This is a genomic window from Sutcliffiella cohnii, from assembly GCF_002250055.1.
Taxonomy (GTDB): Bacteria; Bacillota; Bacilli; order Bacillales; family Bacillaceae_I; genus Sutcliffiella; species Sutcliffiella cohnii.
Genome location: NZ_CP018866.1, coordinates 1,162,636 through 1,182,393 on the forward strand (window position 1 = coordinate 1,162,636; position 19,758 = coordinate 1,182,393).

The following is a 19,758-nucleotide window of genomic DNA, read 5'->3' on the forward strand; positions in this document are numbered from 1 at the left end:
ACGTTTATTTTATTTATTGGTTTAACACTCTTACTGCCCTTGCATGTTTACTTTCTACCCCAGTGTTAGACAGGGAAGTTACACCGTACGTATAAGATTTTCCATCTTCAATTGTTGTGTCAGTAAATGTTGTAACGCCATCCTTTGTATAAATAACGTCTACTATATTCGCAGGGTTGTTGTAGTCTCCTTCTTTATTTCCTTCAAATCGATAAATAACATAGCGTCTAGCGTCGGAATGTTTCTTATCGTCAATTGTAAGTGTTATCTGTCCATCTTCTTTATGTGCATGAACAGTATTTGGTTTTTGCGGTAGTGAATCGTTGTTCCAAGGTGTTGCAGGAGTTATTGCTTTCGTTGTGTAAATTTCATTTTCTAAAATATTTGCGTAGCCAATGTTATTTTTAATAATTTGTCTTAGTGAAAAATGCATTTGCCCTAATGCTGTTCCATTTGCTCTGTTGTCTAAAATTTGCCCTGCTAATTCATAAGGGTTATACCAGTTTTGGTCAAAATTATCTGCTACTTTATAATCTGCAGTACCGATATATAGGTTAACTGGGGTGTTGTAAGCGTATGTGTTCACCTCATTGCTCCACCAGTCTAATAGAATGGTATAGTCTGCGGCAGCAAATCCACGGCTCCAGTAGATTTGTGGTGTTATATAGTCAATAGAACCGTCCTTAATCCACTGTCTCGTATCTGCGTAAAGGTCGTCATAGTTTGTTTGACCAGCCGTTGTTCTACTTCCTGTCGGATCGTTTGCAATATTACGCCATACGCCAAATGGTGAAATACCAAATTGTACCCATTCTTTTTTGTTTTTGATCGCATTATTTAAATCGGCAACTAATCGGTTAACGTTATCTCTTCTCCAATCGTCAATATGATCGAATCCTTCACCGTATAGCTCATATTGCTCCTGATCAGGGAACTCTTGGCCTGCAATACGATATGGATAGAAGTAGTCATCCATATGTACTGCTTCGATATCGTAGTTTTCTACTAATTCCTCGACTACGCTAATGAGGTAATCTCTTACTTCTGGAATACCTGGATTTAAATAGTACTGACGCCCGTGATATACAACCCACTCTGGATTCTTTTTCGCTACATTTTTGTCCGCTAAGCTTTCTAATGTTTCTCCTGGCATTGTAATACGATAAGGGTTTACCCAAGCGTGCACTTCGATGCCACGATTATGTGCCTCTTCAATCATAATCGCCAACGGATCATATCCAGGGTCCGTATCTTGCGATTTTCCAGTAATGTACTTAGACCACGGATCGATATTGGAAGGATAAAACGTATCTGATGTTGGTTTCACTTGATAAATAATAGCATTAAAGTTTTTTCCTTTTAAAAAATCTAACGTTTCTACAACCCAAGCTGTATAAGCTGTTTCATTCATACCAGATCGAATGTCAATATTTTGTACAGTTGCGATCCACGCTGCACGCATTTCGTGTTTCGGATTCATTTGCTCTGCCGCCTTTGCTTGACTGTTGAACATAGGAACGATCAAGCTGAACAATAAGATCGTAATCCATATGTACTTCAGTCCTTTTTTCATTTTCATCGATAAACTCCCCACCTTCTTTAATTTGTAAACGGTTACATTATTAGAAATAATATTTCAATTTAAATATAAAAATATGAAATATCATTTCTATCATTATTATAAAGGCAATTGCTGATTATCGGTATAGTTCAAAATGCGCAAAAATTGTAATGTTCTGAATATTTAATTAGGAAAACATACCTATCTTTGTTGCTTTATGTTGTTTTCTGTATTGTGTTATTTCTATATCTTGATAAGAATAGGCTTAGCTGTCGGAAAATATAATGAAGGGAAGCTTAAATCAATTGGGGTGTTAGTGTCTTCCATGACTGACAGTGGGAGTCTTACGGACGATGAACCGCTGCAATTATTATTAGACTTGGTGGTGATTAATAGTGGCGGTCGTAAAAGCTACGAGTGCAGATAAAGCTCTTTTAGCACGGTTACTACGGGCGGAAGCAGAAGGGGAAGGAGTTAATGGTATGTTACTCGTTGGAGCGGTAGGAATTAATAGAATTCGTGCAAACTGCTCCGATTTTATAGGGTTACGAACGATTCCTGAAATGATTTATCAACAACATGCTTTTGAAGCGGTACAACATGGGTATTTTTATCAACGTGCACGAGAAAGCGAAATACGCTTGGCGGAACGCGCTGTAAAAGGAGAAAGGCCTTGGCCAGCAAAATATAGTTTATGGTATTTTAGACCTCCAGGTGATTGTCCTCCAACTTGGTACAATCAACCACTAGTAGGGCGTTACAAGCTCCATTGCTTCTATGAACCGACAGGGGCTGAATGTGAAAATGTTTATAATACGTTTTAACGTTTGCCCAATATTTTAAAATAAAAAGTCTGTGCCCAGCTTAAGTTACTGGAGCACAGACTTCTTTTATTTTACTAAAACTTCACAAGGCTTTCCTTTGATCCATGTTAATTCATTATTTGTTAAGTTCATTACGATACTAAATACCGTTTCCATTCTTTTGTTGTAAGGTACATTATCATCGTTACATTCATGGCGGCATATAGAATACGGATGATTATGATGATTAGATAGTAAGGAAAATAAGTCTGCCTCATTAGTTATTTTCGTATTTTGTAATAAGCTGTCCATCGTACTTAATCGTTCGAGAGAATCAGGAAGAATATCTTCATTTACTTTTCTTTTTAATGATTCGTCACATATATGATTTGTATGAGTTAAGATCCCACTATTAGTTGTGCGACTGACCGTATGGTGTGGTGAAACCTCTACACTAGCTAGTTGAGTTGATTTTGACCCAATTAAAAAGTGGGCACAGGATGCGAGTTGGTTTTCCTCCACCTTAGAAAGTGCTTCTTCAAAGGTAGCAGACTGTAATACTGCTCTTAATCCTAAATGTATTGGTACTTTCGGTTCCCACGTATCGGTAACAAGCGCATTTAAGCAAACACCAATTCCCTCTGAATTACTGCCAATCTTACCGATAATACCAGCTTCTGTCACCATATTAATCGTTGGGTAGTCTTTTTGTTCTATAGAAAGGTGGACTAAAGATTGGGCTTGAGCACTTTTCCAATCCCAGTTTTGAGCAAGCCATGTGTCAGAAGTTTTTGGATCGGTTAATGCAAAAGAAGTACACCCATCTAGCATTACTAACGCGATCTCACTTCTAGCATTAAGTGCTAGTATATCTTCGAATGAAACATCTGCACCGTCAGCAACACCTTGAATTTCTTCTATAAACTTATCATTATATTTTTCAATGGCATTTACATGTAACAAAGCACGATTTGTTGCGTCTTTCCATGTAAGAGCAGCGTTCTCAAAGAACATTTTTTCATACGTGGCTAGACTAACATGTATTTTTTCCTTTGCCAGTTTGCCATGATCAAATCCTATGTTATACGCAGTGCCAGATAACCGAATGGCGGTTTCGCTTTTGTTTATCATTTGTAAGCAACCTCATTTTTTTTACTATAGACGAATTCACCATCTATCATCGTCCATTCAATGGCTGAGTCCAATAATTCATCGGTTTCACAATTTAATAAGGAGCGATCAAAAAGAATCAAATCTGCTAGTTTACCAGGTTCAATACTACCCTTAATATTTTCTTCGAATGAAGCATATGCACCATTAATCGTATACATCCGAATAGCATCTAACAGCGATACTCTTTGCGTTCCACCAATTATTTCACCTGATGGAGACTTTCTAGTTATCGCGGAATGAATTCCTTGAATAGGAGTAAAATCAGTAACAGGACAATCAGATGAAATGGCTGCCGGAACACCTTCTTTAAGATAATCATTTAACGGAAACATCTGATACGCGCGTTCGCCATAATTTTTCACATAGCCATCGCCATATTCATGGAGAAAAGCTGGATTAGGTGTAGGAACTACATTTTGTTCTTTCATTCTCTTCACTAAATCTGGTGTTGCAATTCCAGCATGTTCAATTCTATGCCTTGTATTTTTACGTGGGTAAAGCTCATTAGCCTTTTCGATAGTGTTAAGTAACATATCAATAGCAGCATCGCCTTGAGCATGTGCAGTAAATTGCCAACCGTTTTTATGAGCAGGAATAAATAAATCATCGACTTCCTCTTGTGTATAGTAATGAATTCCATAGTTATTCGGATCACTTGTATACGGTTCTCTAGTCCAAACAGTGGGACCACTGCTACTGCCATCAAGGAATAATTTGACTGGACCAAGACGATATTTTTCGTTACCTAGACCGGTAGATATACCAGACTCATTTATATGTTTTACAATTTCGTGTGCATCACTTAGCGACCCAACCATTGCATAAACTCTTTGTTTAATCGTTCCGCTTAAGGTAGATTGTTGTAATAATCGCAAATTATTTAATCCGTAGCCAGTTGCATCATGAATGGATGTAATCCCTTTTTCTGCAAAATGGTTCGAAGCGATTTCATGTGCTTTTTCTATTTCTTCGTCAGAAAAGGCAGCGATGCTAAACATGTTCATATGTGCATTTTCAAGTAAAAGTCCTGTCAATTCACCATTTGCATGTTTGTCAATTTTTCCACCTTCCGGATTTGGGGTATGTTTATCAATACCAGCTAAACGGAGAGCATAACTATTTACAGCGGATATATGTCCACAAGCACGAATGACCATAATTGGGTGGTCAGAAGAAACGTTATCTAGCTCTTCAAGAGTAGGGAATCTTTTGTCTGCAATCGTTGTGTCATTAAACCCCCAAGCTCTAACCCATTTCCCTTTTTCTGTATGTAACGCACTATTTTTTAACTCGGTCAGTAAGTCGTCTATCGTTTGAACGGATTCACTTTTACAAGATACGGATAGTTGATTCGTACCATACATAGTAATATGTATATGTGAATCTATGAAACCGGGCATTAATGTTTTTCCTTCTAAATCTATTAATTCTGTTTGGTCATCTTTTAATGCTAGCACTTCTTCATTTGTACCAGTAGCGATAATTTTATTGTCTTTAACGAAAACAGCTTGCTTTATAGCGTTATTGTTGTCCACTGTAATTACTTCACCGTTAAAAAATAAATAGTTGTTATTCATTTAGTCATACCTCCTAGTAATTTTATAATAGAAAGGGAAGGAGGGGACATAACTATATGTATCAAAAGTAAAAACGAACAAAATAGTAGAGTGGAAAAACCCGCTCCGGAAATATACTTCGCTTTCCGCGGGCGTGTCTAGTTACGGCGGCTTGGCCCTCGAGACATAAGCCAGTCACTTCCGTTGGGCAAAGAACGCCCAACTGCAGCGTCTGTCTTATGCTTGTCGGGCCAGAGCGAGCCACCTTCACTTTTCGTACTGGTGAGCCTCCTCGTGCTAAAGCACTGCGGGGTCTCACCTATGCCTTTCCTCCCGCTGGAGTCTCCGTATATTTCCTCCGCTAATACTGCGATAGTTCGTTTTTTTATGATAATTTCTGTTATGTCTTAGCCTCTTAATATAGTAATTGTTACTAGTGATTTAATTTAGCTTCGTTTGAATAGAAGGGTCGGTTGGTATGTTATTGTCGTATAGTTCATCCACCATGTCTGGGAAGAATTTTTCGACTGTGTTTCTTGTTACTGGTTGAGTCATTAACGATACAACGATGAAAATAGTGAAGTTAGCTAATAGTCCCCAAATACCTGCATGAACCCCTAGTGGGTGAGCGATAACGAAGGAGAATAATACTGTAATGACGAATCCAGCAAATATCCCCCAGAAAGCACCATGTTTAGTCGCTCTTGGCCAGAAGAACATACCAACGATAGACGGAAATGCTTGGGCAATAAAACCGTAACCGATTAACAAAATGTAGACTAAACTAGCTGGTTGCATTATAGAAATTGGCGCAATGATAAAAAACATGATAGGGAATATAAGTCTTCTCGTCCATATTCCAGCCTTGTCATCACTCCACTTAAATGCTGGTTGTAAAATGTCCTTACTATAACTTAATGCTGTTGCGTGAACACATGGCTCACTAGATGACATAGAGGCAGCTAACGTTCCTGCTCCAAGTAAACCTGCCACGATAATAGGCATATTTTCTAATGCATACGTAATGGCAACTTGATCCGGATTTGCGATATTCGGATAAGCAAAAATACCGATAAAACCAACTACAATCATTGGTATTAATACAATATAATAAGTCGGAAGTAAAGTAGCTGCTCTTCGAATGGAGCTTCTAGATTTTGCTCCCATCCATTGAATCCAGTGAGTTTGCCAAATCGAAAATACAGAAACTAAAATAGAAGTAGTCCAGAAAGTGACACTCATATCACCTAACCCACCTGGTAGCGTTAAAAATTGTGGAATATCTTCCTTCACTCGTTCAAAGATAGGACGGAAAGAATAACCCCCTGTAAATTGATTTGTAGCCCAAAGGCCGATAAAAAAGGAAACAAATAACATTAGTCCACCTTGGAAAGCATTTGTAATACTAATAGCTCGTAATCCGCTTCGGTACAAATAAATAGAAATGACTCCTAAAGAAAGGAAAACACCAACCCATGTAGGGATTTTTCCGTAACTCATAACATTTAAAATATAGGCAGAACCAGTAGTTTGAATGACGGCATAAGCAAGAATTCCGATAGAAGTAACAAACGAAGCTAATGCACCGAGAGATTTACTTTCATATCGATCGGAAATAGCTGCTGATTGTGTTACATGTTTGAACTTTTTACCCAACTCCCAAACTTTTGGGCCAAAATACCAAGCGATTATTCCCATATACGTTAAATACACGACAACGTAAAGAGCGGGTATACCTTTTGAATAGGCCCAACCTGGAGAACCCATGAACGTATAAGCACTTACTCCACCAGCTCCAATTAGTAAGTACATAATAATTGGTCCGAGGCTTCGGCTCCCAACACCCCATTCCTCGACGCTGTTCATATTACGGCCTTTACCGGAAGAATACCCTAATATAACGGCTATCACCATGTATGATAATGTAATTGCTAGAGGGATAAACATTTCCATCAATCTGCACCTCCAATTTTATCGATAAACACCATCATTAACGTGGTGAAAAAGATAATAAAAATAGACCATGCCATTATAATGGGCATTCCAAGGACAAGCGTTTCAGTATTTAGGAAAGGAACAACGGGCCATCCACCTAGGGCGATTGTAAATAAAATTAAAGCAAAACAAGCCCAGCCTTTTCCTGTTTTAGGCATTTTAAACGTAGCTTTCATACACATTTCCTCCTTTGTTGAAACTTGGATTTTACAGTATTTTAAGAACTGCTTTATAGAGAAGGTTGGTCCCTGTTGTAATATCGTCTATGGAAGCGTATTCATTTGGATGGTGACTTAAACCGTCCTTACATCGTACAAAAATCATCCCGAAAGGACTTATCTCTGCCATCATTAATGCATCGTGGAATGGGCCGCTCATCAATTCATAAGGTACCTGATCCATTTGTTGCAGCTCATCTTTTAAAATATCTTTTATCCAATCAGCACAATATTTAGGCTCACTATTTGTATCTACTGAAATTGAATAATCAAGCTGATATTCTTCTACCGTTTCAGCAATTATTTCGTAAAGCTTTTGTTCAAATAAATCCCGACGTTCTGGTAATATATCCCGTAAATCAACTGTAAACGTAACACGATCAGAAATACTATTTCGAGAGTTCGGGAAATTCTCTATGTAGCCGACCGTACCTACAGTAGGAATAGTTTCATCCTGTTTTAATAATTCATCAAATAAATAGATAACTCTTGCAGCTCCAACTAATGCATCTTTTCTTAAATTCATCGGTACACTTCCTGCATGCCCAGAGTGACCTCTAAATTCTACCGTTAACCAAAGGGGTCCAGAAATTCCTTGAACGATTCCAACTGGCAACTCCTTGCTTTCTAATAAAGGTCCTTGTTCAATATGCATTTCAAGAAAAGCAAACACATTATCACTCGTATAACGAACTGGGAATGCTTCATTTGTTGTAATTCCAATGTTTTCTAATGCTTGTTTTCTAGAGATGCCGTCACTATCTTTTCGTAAAAGATCTTCTACAGTTAGATTACCTGTTAATCCTCTTACACCGAATAAACCTTTGTTAAATCTAGCTCCTTCTTCATCTGAAAACGCTACTACTTCGATGGATCTTTCAAAAGTTAAGTTAGATTCATTCAGTATTTGAACTACTTCGATCGCACCGATGACACCAATCGTTCCATCAAACCTACCACCCCGTGGTTGTGAATCAATGTGAGATCCTAAAACTAATCGTGGTAGAGAAGGGGAAGTACCTTCATACACACCGATAACATTTCCGTAACAATCTATTTCTGTTTTCATCCCCGCCTCGACCATCCAAGAGGCTACAAGGTCCATTGCTCTTTTGTCTTCTATTGAATGAGCAAGGCGAGAAACTCCCGTTTCACCAACTTTCCCAATGTTGGCGAGTTTCGTGATTCTATCTTCTAGACGTTTTGAATTGATCAATGAAATCCCCTCTTTTTATTTATTTTCTTAATATACAGAAATGTTTAATAATAAATATAATTGAAAAATACCTTTTTACTCACCTACCAAACTGTCAAATAGGAGGGGAAACAATTTTACACTTTGTACATTATGAAGACTTACTTAATTGAAAGTAGTAAGCTTTTATTGCGACCTCAATAGCAGATCGATTCGTTGGTTGTAAAAGATCCTTACCTAGTAATTGATGAATTTTTTCTAATCTATGATAAAGAGTTTGGCGTACAATAAACAATTGTTCTGCGGCTTCTTTCTTAGAACCGAGACAATCTAAATACGTCGAAAGAGTAAGAAGTAACTCACTCCCATTTTCTTTATCGTATTGAATTAATGGTCCAATGTATTGTTCAACAAATGCATCTAATTCTTTCCTATTTTCTAGCTGAAAGAAAAGATGATGAATACCGATGTCTTCATAAAAAGGTGAGGTGATGATGTTAGTCTCCTGGAGCTTTATACTTTTCTTTGCATCAGAATACGAGTCTTTTAGTTTAGAAACATCGGTAATTAAACTACTAATCCCAAATTGTGCGTTATGTAATTTATTGGAAATGCTAGAAAAGATTTTTTTTGTTACTTGTAATAGTTTGTTTTTGTTGTCAGTTACAGACTCTTTTATTTGAGAAAAACAAATAATAACAATTTGATTTTTTCTTACCGAAATTATTGGTAAAAAATTGTGTTGAGAATAAAGGGTCCGGATCGAAAGGGATAATTGTAATTTCAGTTCCTCCCATTCATTGTCCGAGGAAATCGTCGTTTCGAAGTCTGTTTGAATAACGATTGTCCGGAATTGATACTCATGTTTAAACTGATTTGGTAAAGAGAGAAGCGTCATTAATTCTTCAATTGGATAATTTTTACCTTGGATGCAACTTTGGACGACTTCATCTTCTTGATTTAGTTTTCTTTCCTCGATTGTTCGATTTCGTAATAAAATTTGTGCGATGGCAGATGCGCAACGATCTAAAACGGAAACGATAAATTCATTATCATCATCACAATTTACTTCCACGCATATATGGCCCCATACTTGCCCTAACCCGATAGAAGGATAAATTAATATTTCCTCTTTTTCAATTGTTAATATCTCGGATTTTTTCATCTGATGTAATTTATGATAGTTGGAACGTACCATCACTTCGAATGATTTAGACTCAGGTGGATAATGGAAGGATTGTTCCTCTTTTGTAATAAACATCACCTTTTTTTGTAAGTAGTTTGATAACTTTTGCAATATTTTCAACGTACCATTATGAGTTAAAGATAAGTCAGTGAACTCTTTTGCAATCTCATTTAATTGGCTTAACATTTGGTAGTGTTGATTAATGATTAATGTATGTAAATCTAATGTAATATCAACAAATTTAACGACCTTTTCAAAAACGATAATTGGGAAGTTATGTTTATCTGCTAGCTTTTTTATCTCTGGGGAAAGGCTATGAAAATATGCGCCTTTTTCAATACAAAGACAACTTACATTCTTTTTTATGAGTTGTTCATACGTTTTTTTGTTTGGGGAATCTAGTTGAAGTCCAACACCAGTAGTGAGGATTAATTCGCTACCATTTAATAAGGATTCAAAGTCTTTCGATTCAAGTATATGGGCCCATTTTATTTGTTTATCTAAACCTCCTTCACCAGCAAGTAGCTTCGCAAAACGAAATGTATCTCTGTTTAACACATCTCGAACGGTAAGTATATAATCTTTTTTCAACATGCATCCCTCCTGTTTGTAAAAGGAAAATGGAAATCATTTTACAAAGTGTAAAATGAAAAAAGTTAAAATAGTCTGTAAATTAATTATTAAATAGACATCACTATGTGTCAATGAAAAGTATTAGTGTGTTAATAGGAGGGTGTAAAAATAGGTAGTATGTAGGAGCAAACTTTACAATACGTAAAATTATGTGATTGGAGAGGAAATCATTATGAGTAACGATGTAAAAGAAAATAAACAATTACTTGTAGAAAAAGACAAGGAAAATATTTGGCACCATATTACTCCTTATTCGCAAAACCATACACCTTTAATTGCTGATGAGGGAAAAGGATCGTGGATTACAGACCATAACGGGAACAAATTTTTAGACGGTATGTCAGGGTTATGGTGCGTAAATGTAGGGTATGGAAGAGAAGAATTAGCAAACGCTGCTTATGAGCAGTTAAAAAAGTTGGCATATTTTCCGATGACACAAAGTCATGTGCCAGCAATCCAGTTAGGTGAAAAATTAAATGAGTACTTAAATAATGAATACGTTTTCTTTTATAGTAATAGTGGGTCAGACGCGAATGAAGTAGCGTTCAAACTAATTCGCCAATACCATGAGCAAAAGGGGTCACCATCGAAGTATAAGTTTATTTCTCGCTACCGAGCGTATCATGGTAGTTCCATGGGTGCGCTATCAGCTACTGGTCAAGCGTTGAGAAAATATAAATACGAACCATTATCGTCAGGGTTTCTTCATGTAGCGCCACCTGATAATTATAGAAGACCAAAAGGGCAGTCTGTGGAGGAATACAATATCCGCTGTGCAGAAGAATTAGAGCAAAAAATCATTTGGGAACAAAAAGAAACGATTGCTGGTGTCATTATGGAGCCGCTAATTACTGGTGGAGGTATTTTAATTCCACATAAATCTTACGTACAAAAAGTAGCTGAAATTTGTAAAAAACATGAAGTGCTTCTCATCATTGATGAAGTAATTTGTGGATTTGGTAGAACTGGAAAAATGTTTGGCTTCATGCATTACGACATAAAACCAGATATTATTACGATGGCAAAAGGTCTTACTAGTGCATATCTTCCTTTATCTGTTACCGCAGTAAGAAAGGAAATTTATGAAGCATTTAAGTCTAGTAATGAAAATAGTCACTTCAGACATATTAATACATTTGGAGGGAACCCGGCTGCTTGTGCACTAGCAATAAAAAATATCGAAATTATCGAACAAGAGAATTTAGTGGCAAGATCAGCGTTGCTAGGGGATCGACTATACGAAGAGTTAAAAGAGTTAGAAAATCATCCGTATGTAGGGGACATTCGTCATAAAGGATTTTTAATGGGAATTGAATTAGTAGAAAACAAAGATACGAAAGAACCAGCTAGTGCCGAAAGAATAGGAAAAATAATAAAAGAGTGTAAAGACCTAGGGTTAATTGTAGGTAAAAACGGGGATACGGTAGCAGGCTTTAACAATATTTTAACACTCAGTCCACCACTTTCTAGTACAGATGAAGATTTACAATTTATTGTAGATGTTTTAAAGAAAGTATTTCAAGAAAATCAATAAACAAAAGAGGAGAGAGATTATATGACGACAACTACAGTTGGTAAATTAAACAATTTTATTAATGGAGAATGGAAAGAAAGTAATGCAACACAATATCTAACTGTTCCTAATCCGGCAACAGGAGAAGAATTAGCACAAGTACCTATTTCTACAAAAGAAGATGTTTATCAAGCAGTTTCCTCTGCAAAAGAAGCGTTCAAAACGTGGAGTAAAACACCGGTTCCAAAGCGAGCAAGAGTACTATTTAAGTATCAACAATTGCTTATTGATAATTGGGATGAGCTAGCAAAACTGATTACATTAGAAAACGGGAAAACATATAAGGATGCATACGGTGAAGTACAAAGAGGAATTGAATGTGTAGAGTTTGCAGCTGGTGCACCGAGTCTTATGATGGGGAAACAGTTGCCTGACATCGCAACAAATATGGAGTCTGGAATGTACCGATATCCAGTTGGAGTAGTCGGAGGTATTACACCATTTAACTTCCCAATGATGGTACCATGTTGGATGTTCCCACTAGCAATTGCTGTCGGAAATACATTTGTATTAAAGCCGAGTGAGCGTACACCGTTACTAGCTAATAGATTAGCAGAATTGTTTAAAGAAGCAGGTTTACCAGATGGCGTACTTAATGTTGTTCATGGTGCTCATGATGTAGTGAATAGTTTATTAGAACATAAAGACGTGCCTGCGATTTCCTTTGTAGGTTCCCAACCGGTAGCAGAGTATGTTTATAAGGAAGCAAGTGCACATGGAAAAAGAGTGCAAGCATTAGCGGGAGCGAAAAACCACTCTATCGTCATGCCAGATGCTGATTTAGACGCAGCTGTAAAGGAAATTATCGGTGCAGCATACGGTTCAGCAGGTGAAAGATGTATGGCATGTTCTGTCGTCGTTGCGGTTGGTGACGTTGTAGATCCATTATTGCAAAAGTTAAAGGATAGTGCAGACTCTATTAAAATTGGAGACGGTCAAAACGATGATGTGTTTTTAGGACCAGTTATTCGTCCCGAGCATAAACAACGCACAGAAAACTATATCCGTTTAGGTGTTCAGGAAGGTGCACAGTTAGTCCGCGATGGAAGTAAAGATGAAGCGTATCATCAAGATGGATACTTTATTGGTCCAACTATTTTTGATCACGTTACAACAGATATGACAATTTGGAAGGAAGAAATTTTTGCACCTGTCTTATCCATTGTAAGAGTTGATAGTTTAGAAGAGGCTATCGAACTAACGAACAAGTCTGATTTCGGAAACGGGGCTTGTTTATTCACTCAAAACGGAAGTAGTGTCCGCTACTTTAGAGAAAATATTGAGGTAGGTATGCTTGGAGTAAATATCGGAGTGCCAGCTCCAATGGCATTTTTCCCATTCTCAGGTTGGAAAAACTCCTTCTACGGTGATTTACATGCAAATGGATCCGATGGAGTAGAGTTTTATACGAGAAGAAAAATGTTAACGGCTAGATGGTAATATTATTTTTAAAAAACACGTCCTTTTCCAATATGGAAGGGACGTGTTTTTTTGTGTGGAAAGGATATTAAAACTCGTAGGAATGCCTTTAATATTATGCGAATAAAATGTTCAAAAGCAATTATAAATTGAAAGGAGAAGTATGATGAGTCGAGCGTTAGTTTTACAAACAGATTTTGGTTTAAGTGATGGGGCAGTGAACGCGATGTATGGGGTTGCTTTTTCAGTAGATGCAACTCTTTCTATTTTTAATTTAACTCATGACATTCCTCCCTTCAATATATGGGAAGCGTCGTACCGCTTGTTTCAAACAGTGAGTTATTGGCCAGAAGAAACAGTATTCGTATCTGTCGTCGACCCTGGTGTTGGGTCTGACAGAAAAAGTGTGGTAGCAAAAACAATGGCAGGTCAATATATCGTTACACCAGACAATGGCACTTTATCTCATGTTGAACGCAACGTAGGGATTCAAGAAGTGCGAGAAATAGATGAAAACGTGAACCGACTCCCTAAATCTGGTGCATCCCATACGTTCCATGGAAGAGATGTGTATGCTTACACCGCTGCAAGGCTAGCGTCTGGAAAAATATCTTTTGAAGAGGTGGGCCCATTACAGCCTGTCGACTCTATTGTTACACTATGCTGCAATGACGCCGTAGTGAAGGACGGTGAGATTACTGGAATTATTGATATTTTAGACATTCAATTCGGAAACCTTTGGAGCAACATCAGTCGTGAACTTTTCGAAACGCAAGGAATTTCATATGGAGAAATGGTAGAAGTGGAAATAAAACACGGGAAGCGAAAAGTATATTTGAATCAAATGGCATACGGTCGTTCGTTTGCAGATACAAGAATTGGTCAACCGCTCGTATATGTCAATTCCTTAGATAATATGGCCATTGCTATTAATCAAGGGTCTTTCGCGAAGGCATACAATATAGGAACCGGATCTAATTGGACGATTAAAATTAGAAAATATAATCCGTGAGTGGGATGTGGTTGAGAATACGCATTTGCTACGTGTGGTTTAGAAATATTAGTTTGTTGAACAGAAATTCAAAAATGTTGAACAGAAACTTTGCGAAGTGGAACAGAAACCGCGGTGAGTTGAACAAAACTTGTGATATCGAACAGAAATCCAAACATGTTGAACAGAAACTGTGATAAGTGGAACAGAATCTTCAATATGTTGTTCAGAACAAACGTGATGTTGTACGGAAGCCAAGCCAACTTAATCAGTATCAAAATTAATTGTGCGCGGTGATAAATAAATCGAGGTCGTTGATAAATAAATTGGAGTCAGTGATAAATAAATGGTGAGCGTTGATAAATAAATTGGAGTCAGTGATAAATAAATGGTGAGCGTTGATAAATAAACCGGAGTCGTTGATAAATAAAGTGGCCGCGCTGATAAAAAAATCGAAGTTGTTGATAAAAAAAGGCCCGTGGGTGATAAATAAAACGCTGTCCGGTGATAAAAAACTCGTGCATTTAGTTGAACAACAAAATAAAACGGCTCTCCTACTTCCAACGAAGAAGTAGAAAAGCCGTATTTCCATCGAAAATGTACACCCAATCAGTCAATTTTTATTTTCTTCTATCCTCAAACCAACCAATTAAATGTTCAAGGCGTTCTAATCGGTGTTTCGGTTTACCGGAGCGGGATAAATCATGGTTCTCGTCTGGGAAGCGGACAAGCTTTGTGTCTACGCCTAGACGTTTAAGCGCCACATACCATTGCTCTGCTTGTTCCATTGGACAGCGTAAGTCTTGTTCACTGTGTAGGATAAGCGTTGGTGTTTTAACGTTACGAGCATAATGTAAAGGTGATAGTTTAATAAGTTTTTCATAATCGTCCCAAAGGTCGGCGTGACCGTGCTGCCATTCTGTGAAGAAGAAGCCGATATCACTAGTTCCGTAGAAGCTATGCCAGTTACAAATACTGCGTTGTGTAACAGCTGCTTTAAAGCGGTCTGTACGAGTAACGATAACGTTTGTCATATAGCCACCGTAACTTCCACCCGTCACGAACAGTTCTTCTTGATCAATATAATCAAAGTTTGCTAGCGCGTAATCAACACCAGCCATAATATCTGTATAGTCCATACCACCGTAATCCCCGATAACAGCATTTACGAAGTCGTGTCCATAGCCGTGGCTGCCACGTGGGTTTGTATAAAGAACCACATAGCCTTTCGCCGCCATTAGCTGCATTTCGTGATGTAAACCATTCCCATAAGCAGTTGCTGGTCCACCATGAATTTGAAGGATCATCGGATATTTTTTACCTTCATCATATCCGTAAGGCTTCATCACCCAACCTTCAATATCCCAGCCGTCTGTGCTTTTGTATTGAAAGTTTTCTGGAGTGCTTAAATGAACCTCATTGTAAAGCTCGCTATTCCAATCTGTTACTTGTACAAAATTTTTCACGTTATTCAAATCTTGAACTACGACATCTCCAGTTGAATGTGGAGTTGCAAGTACAACAACAGCTTGATCGTCACTAACGATATCAAAAGATGTAACCGACGCTACCCCAGGAGTTAATGCAGCTGAAACTTTCCCATCCAAACTTACTTTAAACAATTGACAGTCGCCACCGACAGTTGCGATGAAGTAAATATTAGAACTTGTTTCATCCCAAATCAAACGCCCTTCAGCCGTATCATATTTCGCATCTACGCCTACAAGGTTACCTACTGTGTAATCAAAATGCTCCGTTACATTTTTTAATTCACCCGTTTCAACAGATAGTAAAAGAACATTCGCATTCCCTTGACTTCTTTCTCCGCGTGTATGACCCGCAACTGCTAACCATTTACCATCTGGAGAAAAAGAAGGAGCCATAACGTACCCATTTCCTTGATAGAAAAGTGATTCTTCTTTTGAAGCAATATCATATTTCCAAATCGCCGGCAAGTAACCCCACTCTTTATCTTCTGCTTTTGTCCCAACATAAAATAAGCTTTTTCCATCTGGAGAAAAACGCGCTTGACCAAAATCATGATCTCCAGCTGTTACTTTTGTGAAAACTTTTGTTTCTACATCAAATAAATAAACATGCTTGCGATCTTCGTTATAAATTCCAACTCCGTCACCTTTGTAACGAAGTCTTGTGATCACCTTTACATCACTTTTATCCTTCTTCTCTTCGTCTTTTTCAGTAGACAATTTTAACTCACCATGAACCGTAACAGCTAACTGCTTACCGTCAGGTGACCATGTGAATTCACCAACACCTTGCACTACGTCTGTTAGTTGAACTGCTTCCCCACCGTCTGTATGTAGAAGCCAAACTTGATTTTTTCCTGTGCGGTTGGAACGGAACGCAATGGAACTACCGTCTGGAGACCATTTAGGAGCAACGTCCTTCACTAAATGATCTTTCGAATAATGAGATGTAAACTTTCTGCCTTCTCCATTAAGATCTGTTACGTAAATATAAGAATAGTAGCCATCTTTTTCTTGATCTACATGTGTTAGTACGTATGCTACTTTGTCTTTGTTAGGGGATACTTGAGGATCTCCTACAAACTTAAACTGGCATAAATCGTCTGCAGTAATTGGTCGTTTTGTCATTATGTATTCCTCCTTGTTGGGACAGATTACCGTCCGCTTGTCTATGTAATAAAAAATATAAATCTATTTTAACATTTCGAAAGGCGAAACAAAATATAATTTTTCGTAAAATCTAAATATTCTGTTGAGAGTTCTTCTTTTATACAAATCTTTTCTGTTTCATATTCCAACTTGTTCATACGATCTTTAGTAGGTATATTTATAGTAATAAAATGTTTATGAACGTAAAGGTTTGTAGTGTGGGGGTACAAAAATGAAAGTCACAATTAATGATATCGCGAAAATAGCAGGTGTAGCGAAAAGTACGGTATCACGTTATTTAAACGGTGGACAAGTTAGCCCGGAAACAAAAGATAAAATAAAAAAAGTCATTGAGGAAACAAACTATGAGCCTAATTCCTTTGCAAGAAGTTTAAAGTCAAAGAGAACAAACTTTATTGGTGTTATTGCACCTGCTCTTGATTCCTATGTAACATCTAGAGTCCTAATGGCAATAGATGAGAAACTTAGAGAAAATCAATTTACATCATTAATCATTAATACGAGTAAAAGTATTGAATTAGAAATAGAAAGTTTGCTGAATTTAGAAAGACAAAAAGTTGATGGCATCATCCTTTTTGGAACAGAAATGACGGATGAACATATAAATGTCATTCAGTCTATGAACACACCGGTTTTAATCGTCGGTCAGGAAACTCCCGCAGTACATTGTATCGTCTTTGATGATTACAATGCAGGGTACGAAATCGGAAAGTACGTGGCAGGTCATGGTCATGAGAAGGTAGTGTATTTAGGAGTTTATGAGCGTGATGTTGCCGTAGGAAAAGTACGGAAACAAGGTGTTTTAGATGGACTGCTCCATGAAGGAAAAAATGTTGCGACCGTTTATGAAACCGAGTTTGATATAGACAAAGCAGCCAAAATGACGAAGCAAATAATGAAGGAGCAACAATTTACGGCACTAATTTGCGCAACAGACAACATCGCGTTAGGTGCAATGAAAGCAATTAGAGAGACAGGAAAAAATGTACCTGAAGATATTTCTTTAACTGGTTTTGGTGGGTATGTTTATTCCACATTTACGGAGCCTCGTTTAACGACCATTAAATTTAAGCATAAAGAAACAGGCCATCTTGCGGCAACAACAATGATAAGCATCATTAATGAAGAACAAGTCCCGAGTGTCCAAAAAGCAGACTTTACACTGCTAGAAGGGAACAGTGTCAAAAAAGTATAGCGTTTTCAAAATAATGATTGCAATACAAATAAAATCGTAATACAATTAATCCGTGGAACCGGTTCCTGTATCGAAGCTATAGAGCCGGTTCAAACAATATATTTTTTTGCAAACAAATGGAACCGGTTCCGGTTCACTAGTAGAATGCAAGAGGAGGATATACCGTGAGTAAAAATAATACATCTAAGTACAACGAAGCAGCAAAAGATGTTGTGCATTTAATCGGTGGAAAAGAAAATATACAAGGGGCGGCTCACTGTGCTACTCGTTTAAGAATTGTTTTAAAAGACAATGACAAAATGGATTTAAAAGCAATCGAACAAGTGGAGCACGTTAAAGGGGCGTTCGTCGCTGGTGACCAACTACAAATCATATTTGGTGCTGGTATTGTAAATAACGTGTTTGAAGTATTTAAAGTAGAAGCAGGAATAGCAGATATGTCTTTAAGTGATGTAAAAGAACAATCTACTAAAAAACAAAACCCGTTTCAACGTGGTATAAAAGCGCTATCAGATGTGTTCGTACAAATCATTCCAGGCTTATTGGCAGCTGCCTTATTAATGGGGATTACTGGATTATTAGGTCAGCCAGGAGTTTTTGGGGAAAGATCTGTTGTGGAAATGTATCCGTCTATTACAGGGATTAATCGATTCTTTCAAATTATGTCCACTGGTATTTTCACGATTCTACCTTTACTAGTTGTTTATTCCGCTACGAAAAGGTTTGGTGGAAATCCAGTATTAGGTTTAGTAATTGGAGCGATTATGCTACATCCGGATTTAGGAAATGCATTTGCTGTTGCTAGTGGGGATGCTAATGCAGAGCAGATTAATATATTAGGATTAAATATCGAATTAGTAGGGTTCCAAGGTGGTATTATCGTAGCACTAATGATGGGACTTGTCGTAGCGAAACTAGATCAGTTTTTTAATAAAAAAGTTCCTGATATGATTAAGCTTTTCTTAGCACCACTATTAACTGTAACACTTTCTGGGTTATTATTATTCGTTATTATCGGTCCATTAGGACGTACGTTAGCAGACTACTTAACGTACAGTTTAATGTGGGGAACGGAAAATCTAGGGGTTATCGGATTTATTTTATTTGCAGGTGTTCAACAGATTGTCGTTATCACAGGATTACATCACGTCATTGGAGCTGTGGAAGCCCAACTGTTAGCAGATACAGGTTTTAACTTTATTATGCCTTTAATGTCAGTAGCTTTAATGGGACAAGGTGGAGCGGTACTTGGGTACTTGTTTTTACGTTGGAAAGACGATAAAGCACGTCAAATTGGTGTGTCGTCCTTCGGTTCATTACTATTTGGAATATCGGAGCCAGCATTATTCGGAATCAATTTAAAGTATAAGTTCCCACTTATCGCAGGTTGTTTAGGTGCTACATTCGGTGGAGCATACGTGTATTTTCTAAATGTTACAGCTTTAGGGTTTGGAGCAACCGCAATTCCTGGTTTTGCAATTGTTGCGACACAAGGTGGAGGTCATCTTCATTATTTAATTGCAAACATTTTAGCAATCGTTATGGGCTTCATTTTTACAGTAGCATACGCAAAAATTAAAAAACCAAGTTACGAAGTTTAATA

Annotated in this window: 14 protein-coding genes; 6 read left to right on the forward strand and 8 right to left on the reverse strand. The window is 37.5% G+C overall.

Translation table 11 applies throughout. From position 1 onward, the window contains the following. Positions 1–13: 13 nt before the first annotated feature. Positions 14–1,579, reverse strand: a complete 1,566-nt coding sequence (locus tag BC6307_RS05630) for a glycoside hydrolase family 10-like protein (RefSeq protein ID WP_066421340.1) — start codon at positions 1,577–1,579, stop codon at positions 14–16. 377 nt (positions 1,580–1,956) lie between these two features. On the opposite strand from BC6307_RS05630, the gene BC6307_RS05635 reads away from it, so the two are divergent. After that, positions 1,957–2,385 carry a cell wall hydrolase gene (locus tag BC6307_RS05635; RefSeq protein ID WP_066421337.1) on the forward strand — a complete coding sequence of 143 codons (429 nt, stop codon included), beginning with the start codon at positions 1,957–1,959 and terminating at the stop codon, positions 2,383–2,385. Positions 2,386–2,451: 66 nt separating this feature from the next. Here BC6307_RS05635 and BC6307_RS05640 read toward each other — a convergent pair whose 3' ends face one another. The 6 genes from BC6307_RS05640 to BC6307_RS05665 all read right to left on the reverse strand — a co-directional run bounded on the left by BC6307_RS05640 (position 2,452) and on the right by BC6307_RS05665 (position 10,281). Continuing rightward, on the reverse strand, positions 2,452–3,495 hold the full coding sequence (locus BC6307_RS05640; RefSeq protein ID WP_169714872.1) for a C45 family autoproteolytic acyltransferase/hydrolase: 1,044 nt from the start codon (positions 3,493–3,495) through the stop codon (positions 2,452–2,454). Next, on the reverse strand, positions 3,492–5,114 hold the full coding sequence (locus BC6307_RS05645) for an amidohydrolase (RefSeq protein ID WP_066421334.1): 1,623 nt from the start codon (positions 5,112–5,114) through the stop codon (positions 3,492–3,494). The genes BC6307_RS05640 and BC6307_RS05645 overlap by 4 nt, the downstream gene beginning before the upstream one ends. 420 nt (positions 5,115–5,534) lie before the next feature. Further along, entirely contained in the window at positions 5,535–7,046 is a 1,512-nt protein-coding gene (locus BC6307_RS05650) for a sodium:solute symporter family protein (protein ID WP_066418717.1), read from the reverse strand. Continuing rightward, positions 7,046–7,264, reverse strand: coding sequence for a hypothetical protein (locus tag BC6307_RS05655; RefSeq protein ID WP_066418720.1), 219 nt, complete (start codon positions 7,262–7,264; stop codon positions 7,046–7,048). The genes BC6307_RS05650 and BC6307_RS05655 overlap by 1 nt, the downstream gene beginning before the upstream one ends. A gap of 31 nt (positions 7,265–7,295) precedes the next feature. After that, positions 7,296–8,522: a M20 family metallo-hydrolase gene (locus tag BC6307_RS05660; protein ID WP_235858214.1), complete on the reverse strand. Its 1,227-nt coding sequence runs from the start codon at positions 8,520–8,522 to the stop codon at positions 7,296–7,298. Between the two features lie 130 nt (positions 8,523–8,652). Next, positions 8,653–10,281, reverse strand: coding sequence for a PucR family transcriptional regulator (locus BC6307_RS05665; RefSeq protein WP_066418725.1), 1,629 nt, complete (start codon positions 10,279–10,281; stop codon positions 8,653–8,655). Positions 10,282–10,492: 211 nt separating this feature from the next. Between BC6307_RS05665 and BC6307_RS05670 the strand changes: the two genes are divergently transcribed. The 3 genes from BC6307_RS05670 (at position 10,493) to BC6307_RS05680 (ending at position 14,324) form a co-directional block, all read left to right on the forward strand. Then, positions 10,493–11,854: an aspartate aminotransferase family protein gene (locus BC6307_RS05670; protein ID WP_066418729.1), complete on the forward strand. Its 1,362-nt coding sequence runs from the start codon at positions 10,493–10,495 to the stop codon at positions 11,852–11,854. 21 nt (positions 11,855–11,875) lie between these two features. Continuing rightward, on the forward strand, positions 11,876–13,333 hold the full coding sequence (locus tag BC6307_RS05675) for a CoA-acylating methylmalonate-semialdehyde dehydrogenase (RefSeq protein ID WP_066418731.1): 1,458 nt from the start codon (positions 11,876–11,878) through the stop codon (positions 13,331–13,333). Positions 13,334–13,475: 142 nt separating this feature from the next. After that, the gene (locus BC6307_RS05680) at positions 13,476–14,324 is read left to right on the forward strand and encodes an SAM hydrolase/SAM-dependent halogenase family protein (protein ID WP_066418733.1); all 849 of its coding nucleotides are present in this window, start codon (positions 13,476–13,478) and stop codon (positions 14,322–14,324) included. 599 nt (positions 14,325–14,923) lie between these two features. Here the strand turns inward: BC6307_RS05680 and BC6307_RS05685 are convergent. After that, positions 14,924–16,918 (reverse strand): S9 family peptidase, encoded by a 1,995-nt coding sequence (locus BC6307_RS05685; RefSeq protein WP_066418735.1) that lies wholly within the window; start codon positions 16,916–16,918, stop codon positions 14,924–14,926. A 253-nt stretch (positions 16,919–17,171) separates the two neighbouring features. Here BC6307_RS05685 and BC6307_RS05690 point away from each other — a divergent pair, with 253 nt between their 5' ends. Together BC6307_RS05690 and BC6307_RS05695 are read left to right on the forward strand one after the other, a co-directional pair. Further along, positions 17,172–18,155: a LacI family DNA-binding transcriptional regulator gene (locus tag BC6307_RS05690; protein ID WP_066418736.1), complete on the forward strand. Its 984-nt coding sequence runs from the start codon at positions 17,172–17,174 to the stop codon at positions 18,153–18,155. Between the two features lie 164 nt (positions 18,156–18,319). Next, positions 18,320–19,756 carry a PTS transporter subunit EIIC gene (locus tag BC6307_RS05695; protein ID WP_066418750.1) on the forward strand — a complete coding sequence of 479 codons (1,437 nt, stop codon included), beginning with the start codon at positions 18,320–18,322 and terminating at the stop codon, positions 19,754–19,756. The last annotated feature ends 2 nt before the right edge of the window (positions 19,757–19,758 follow it).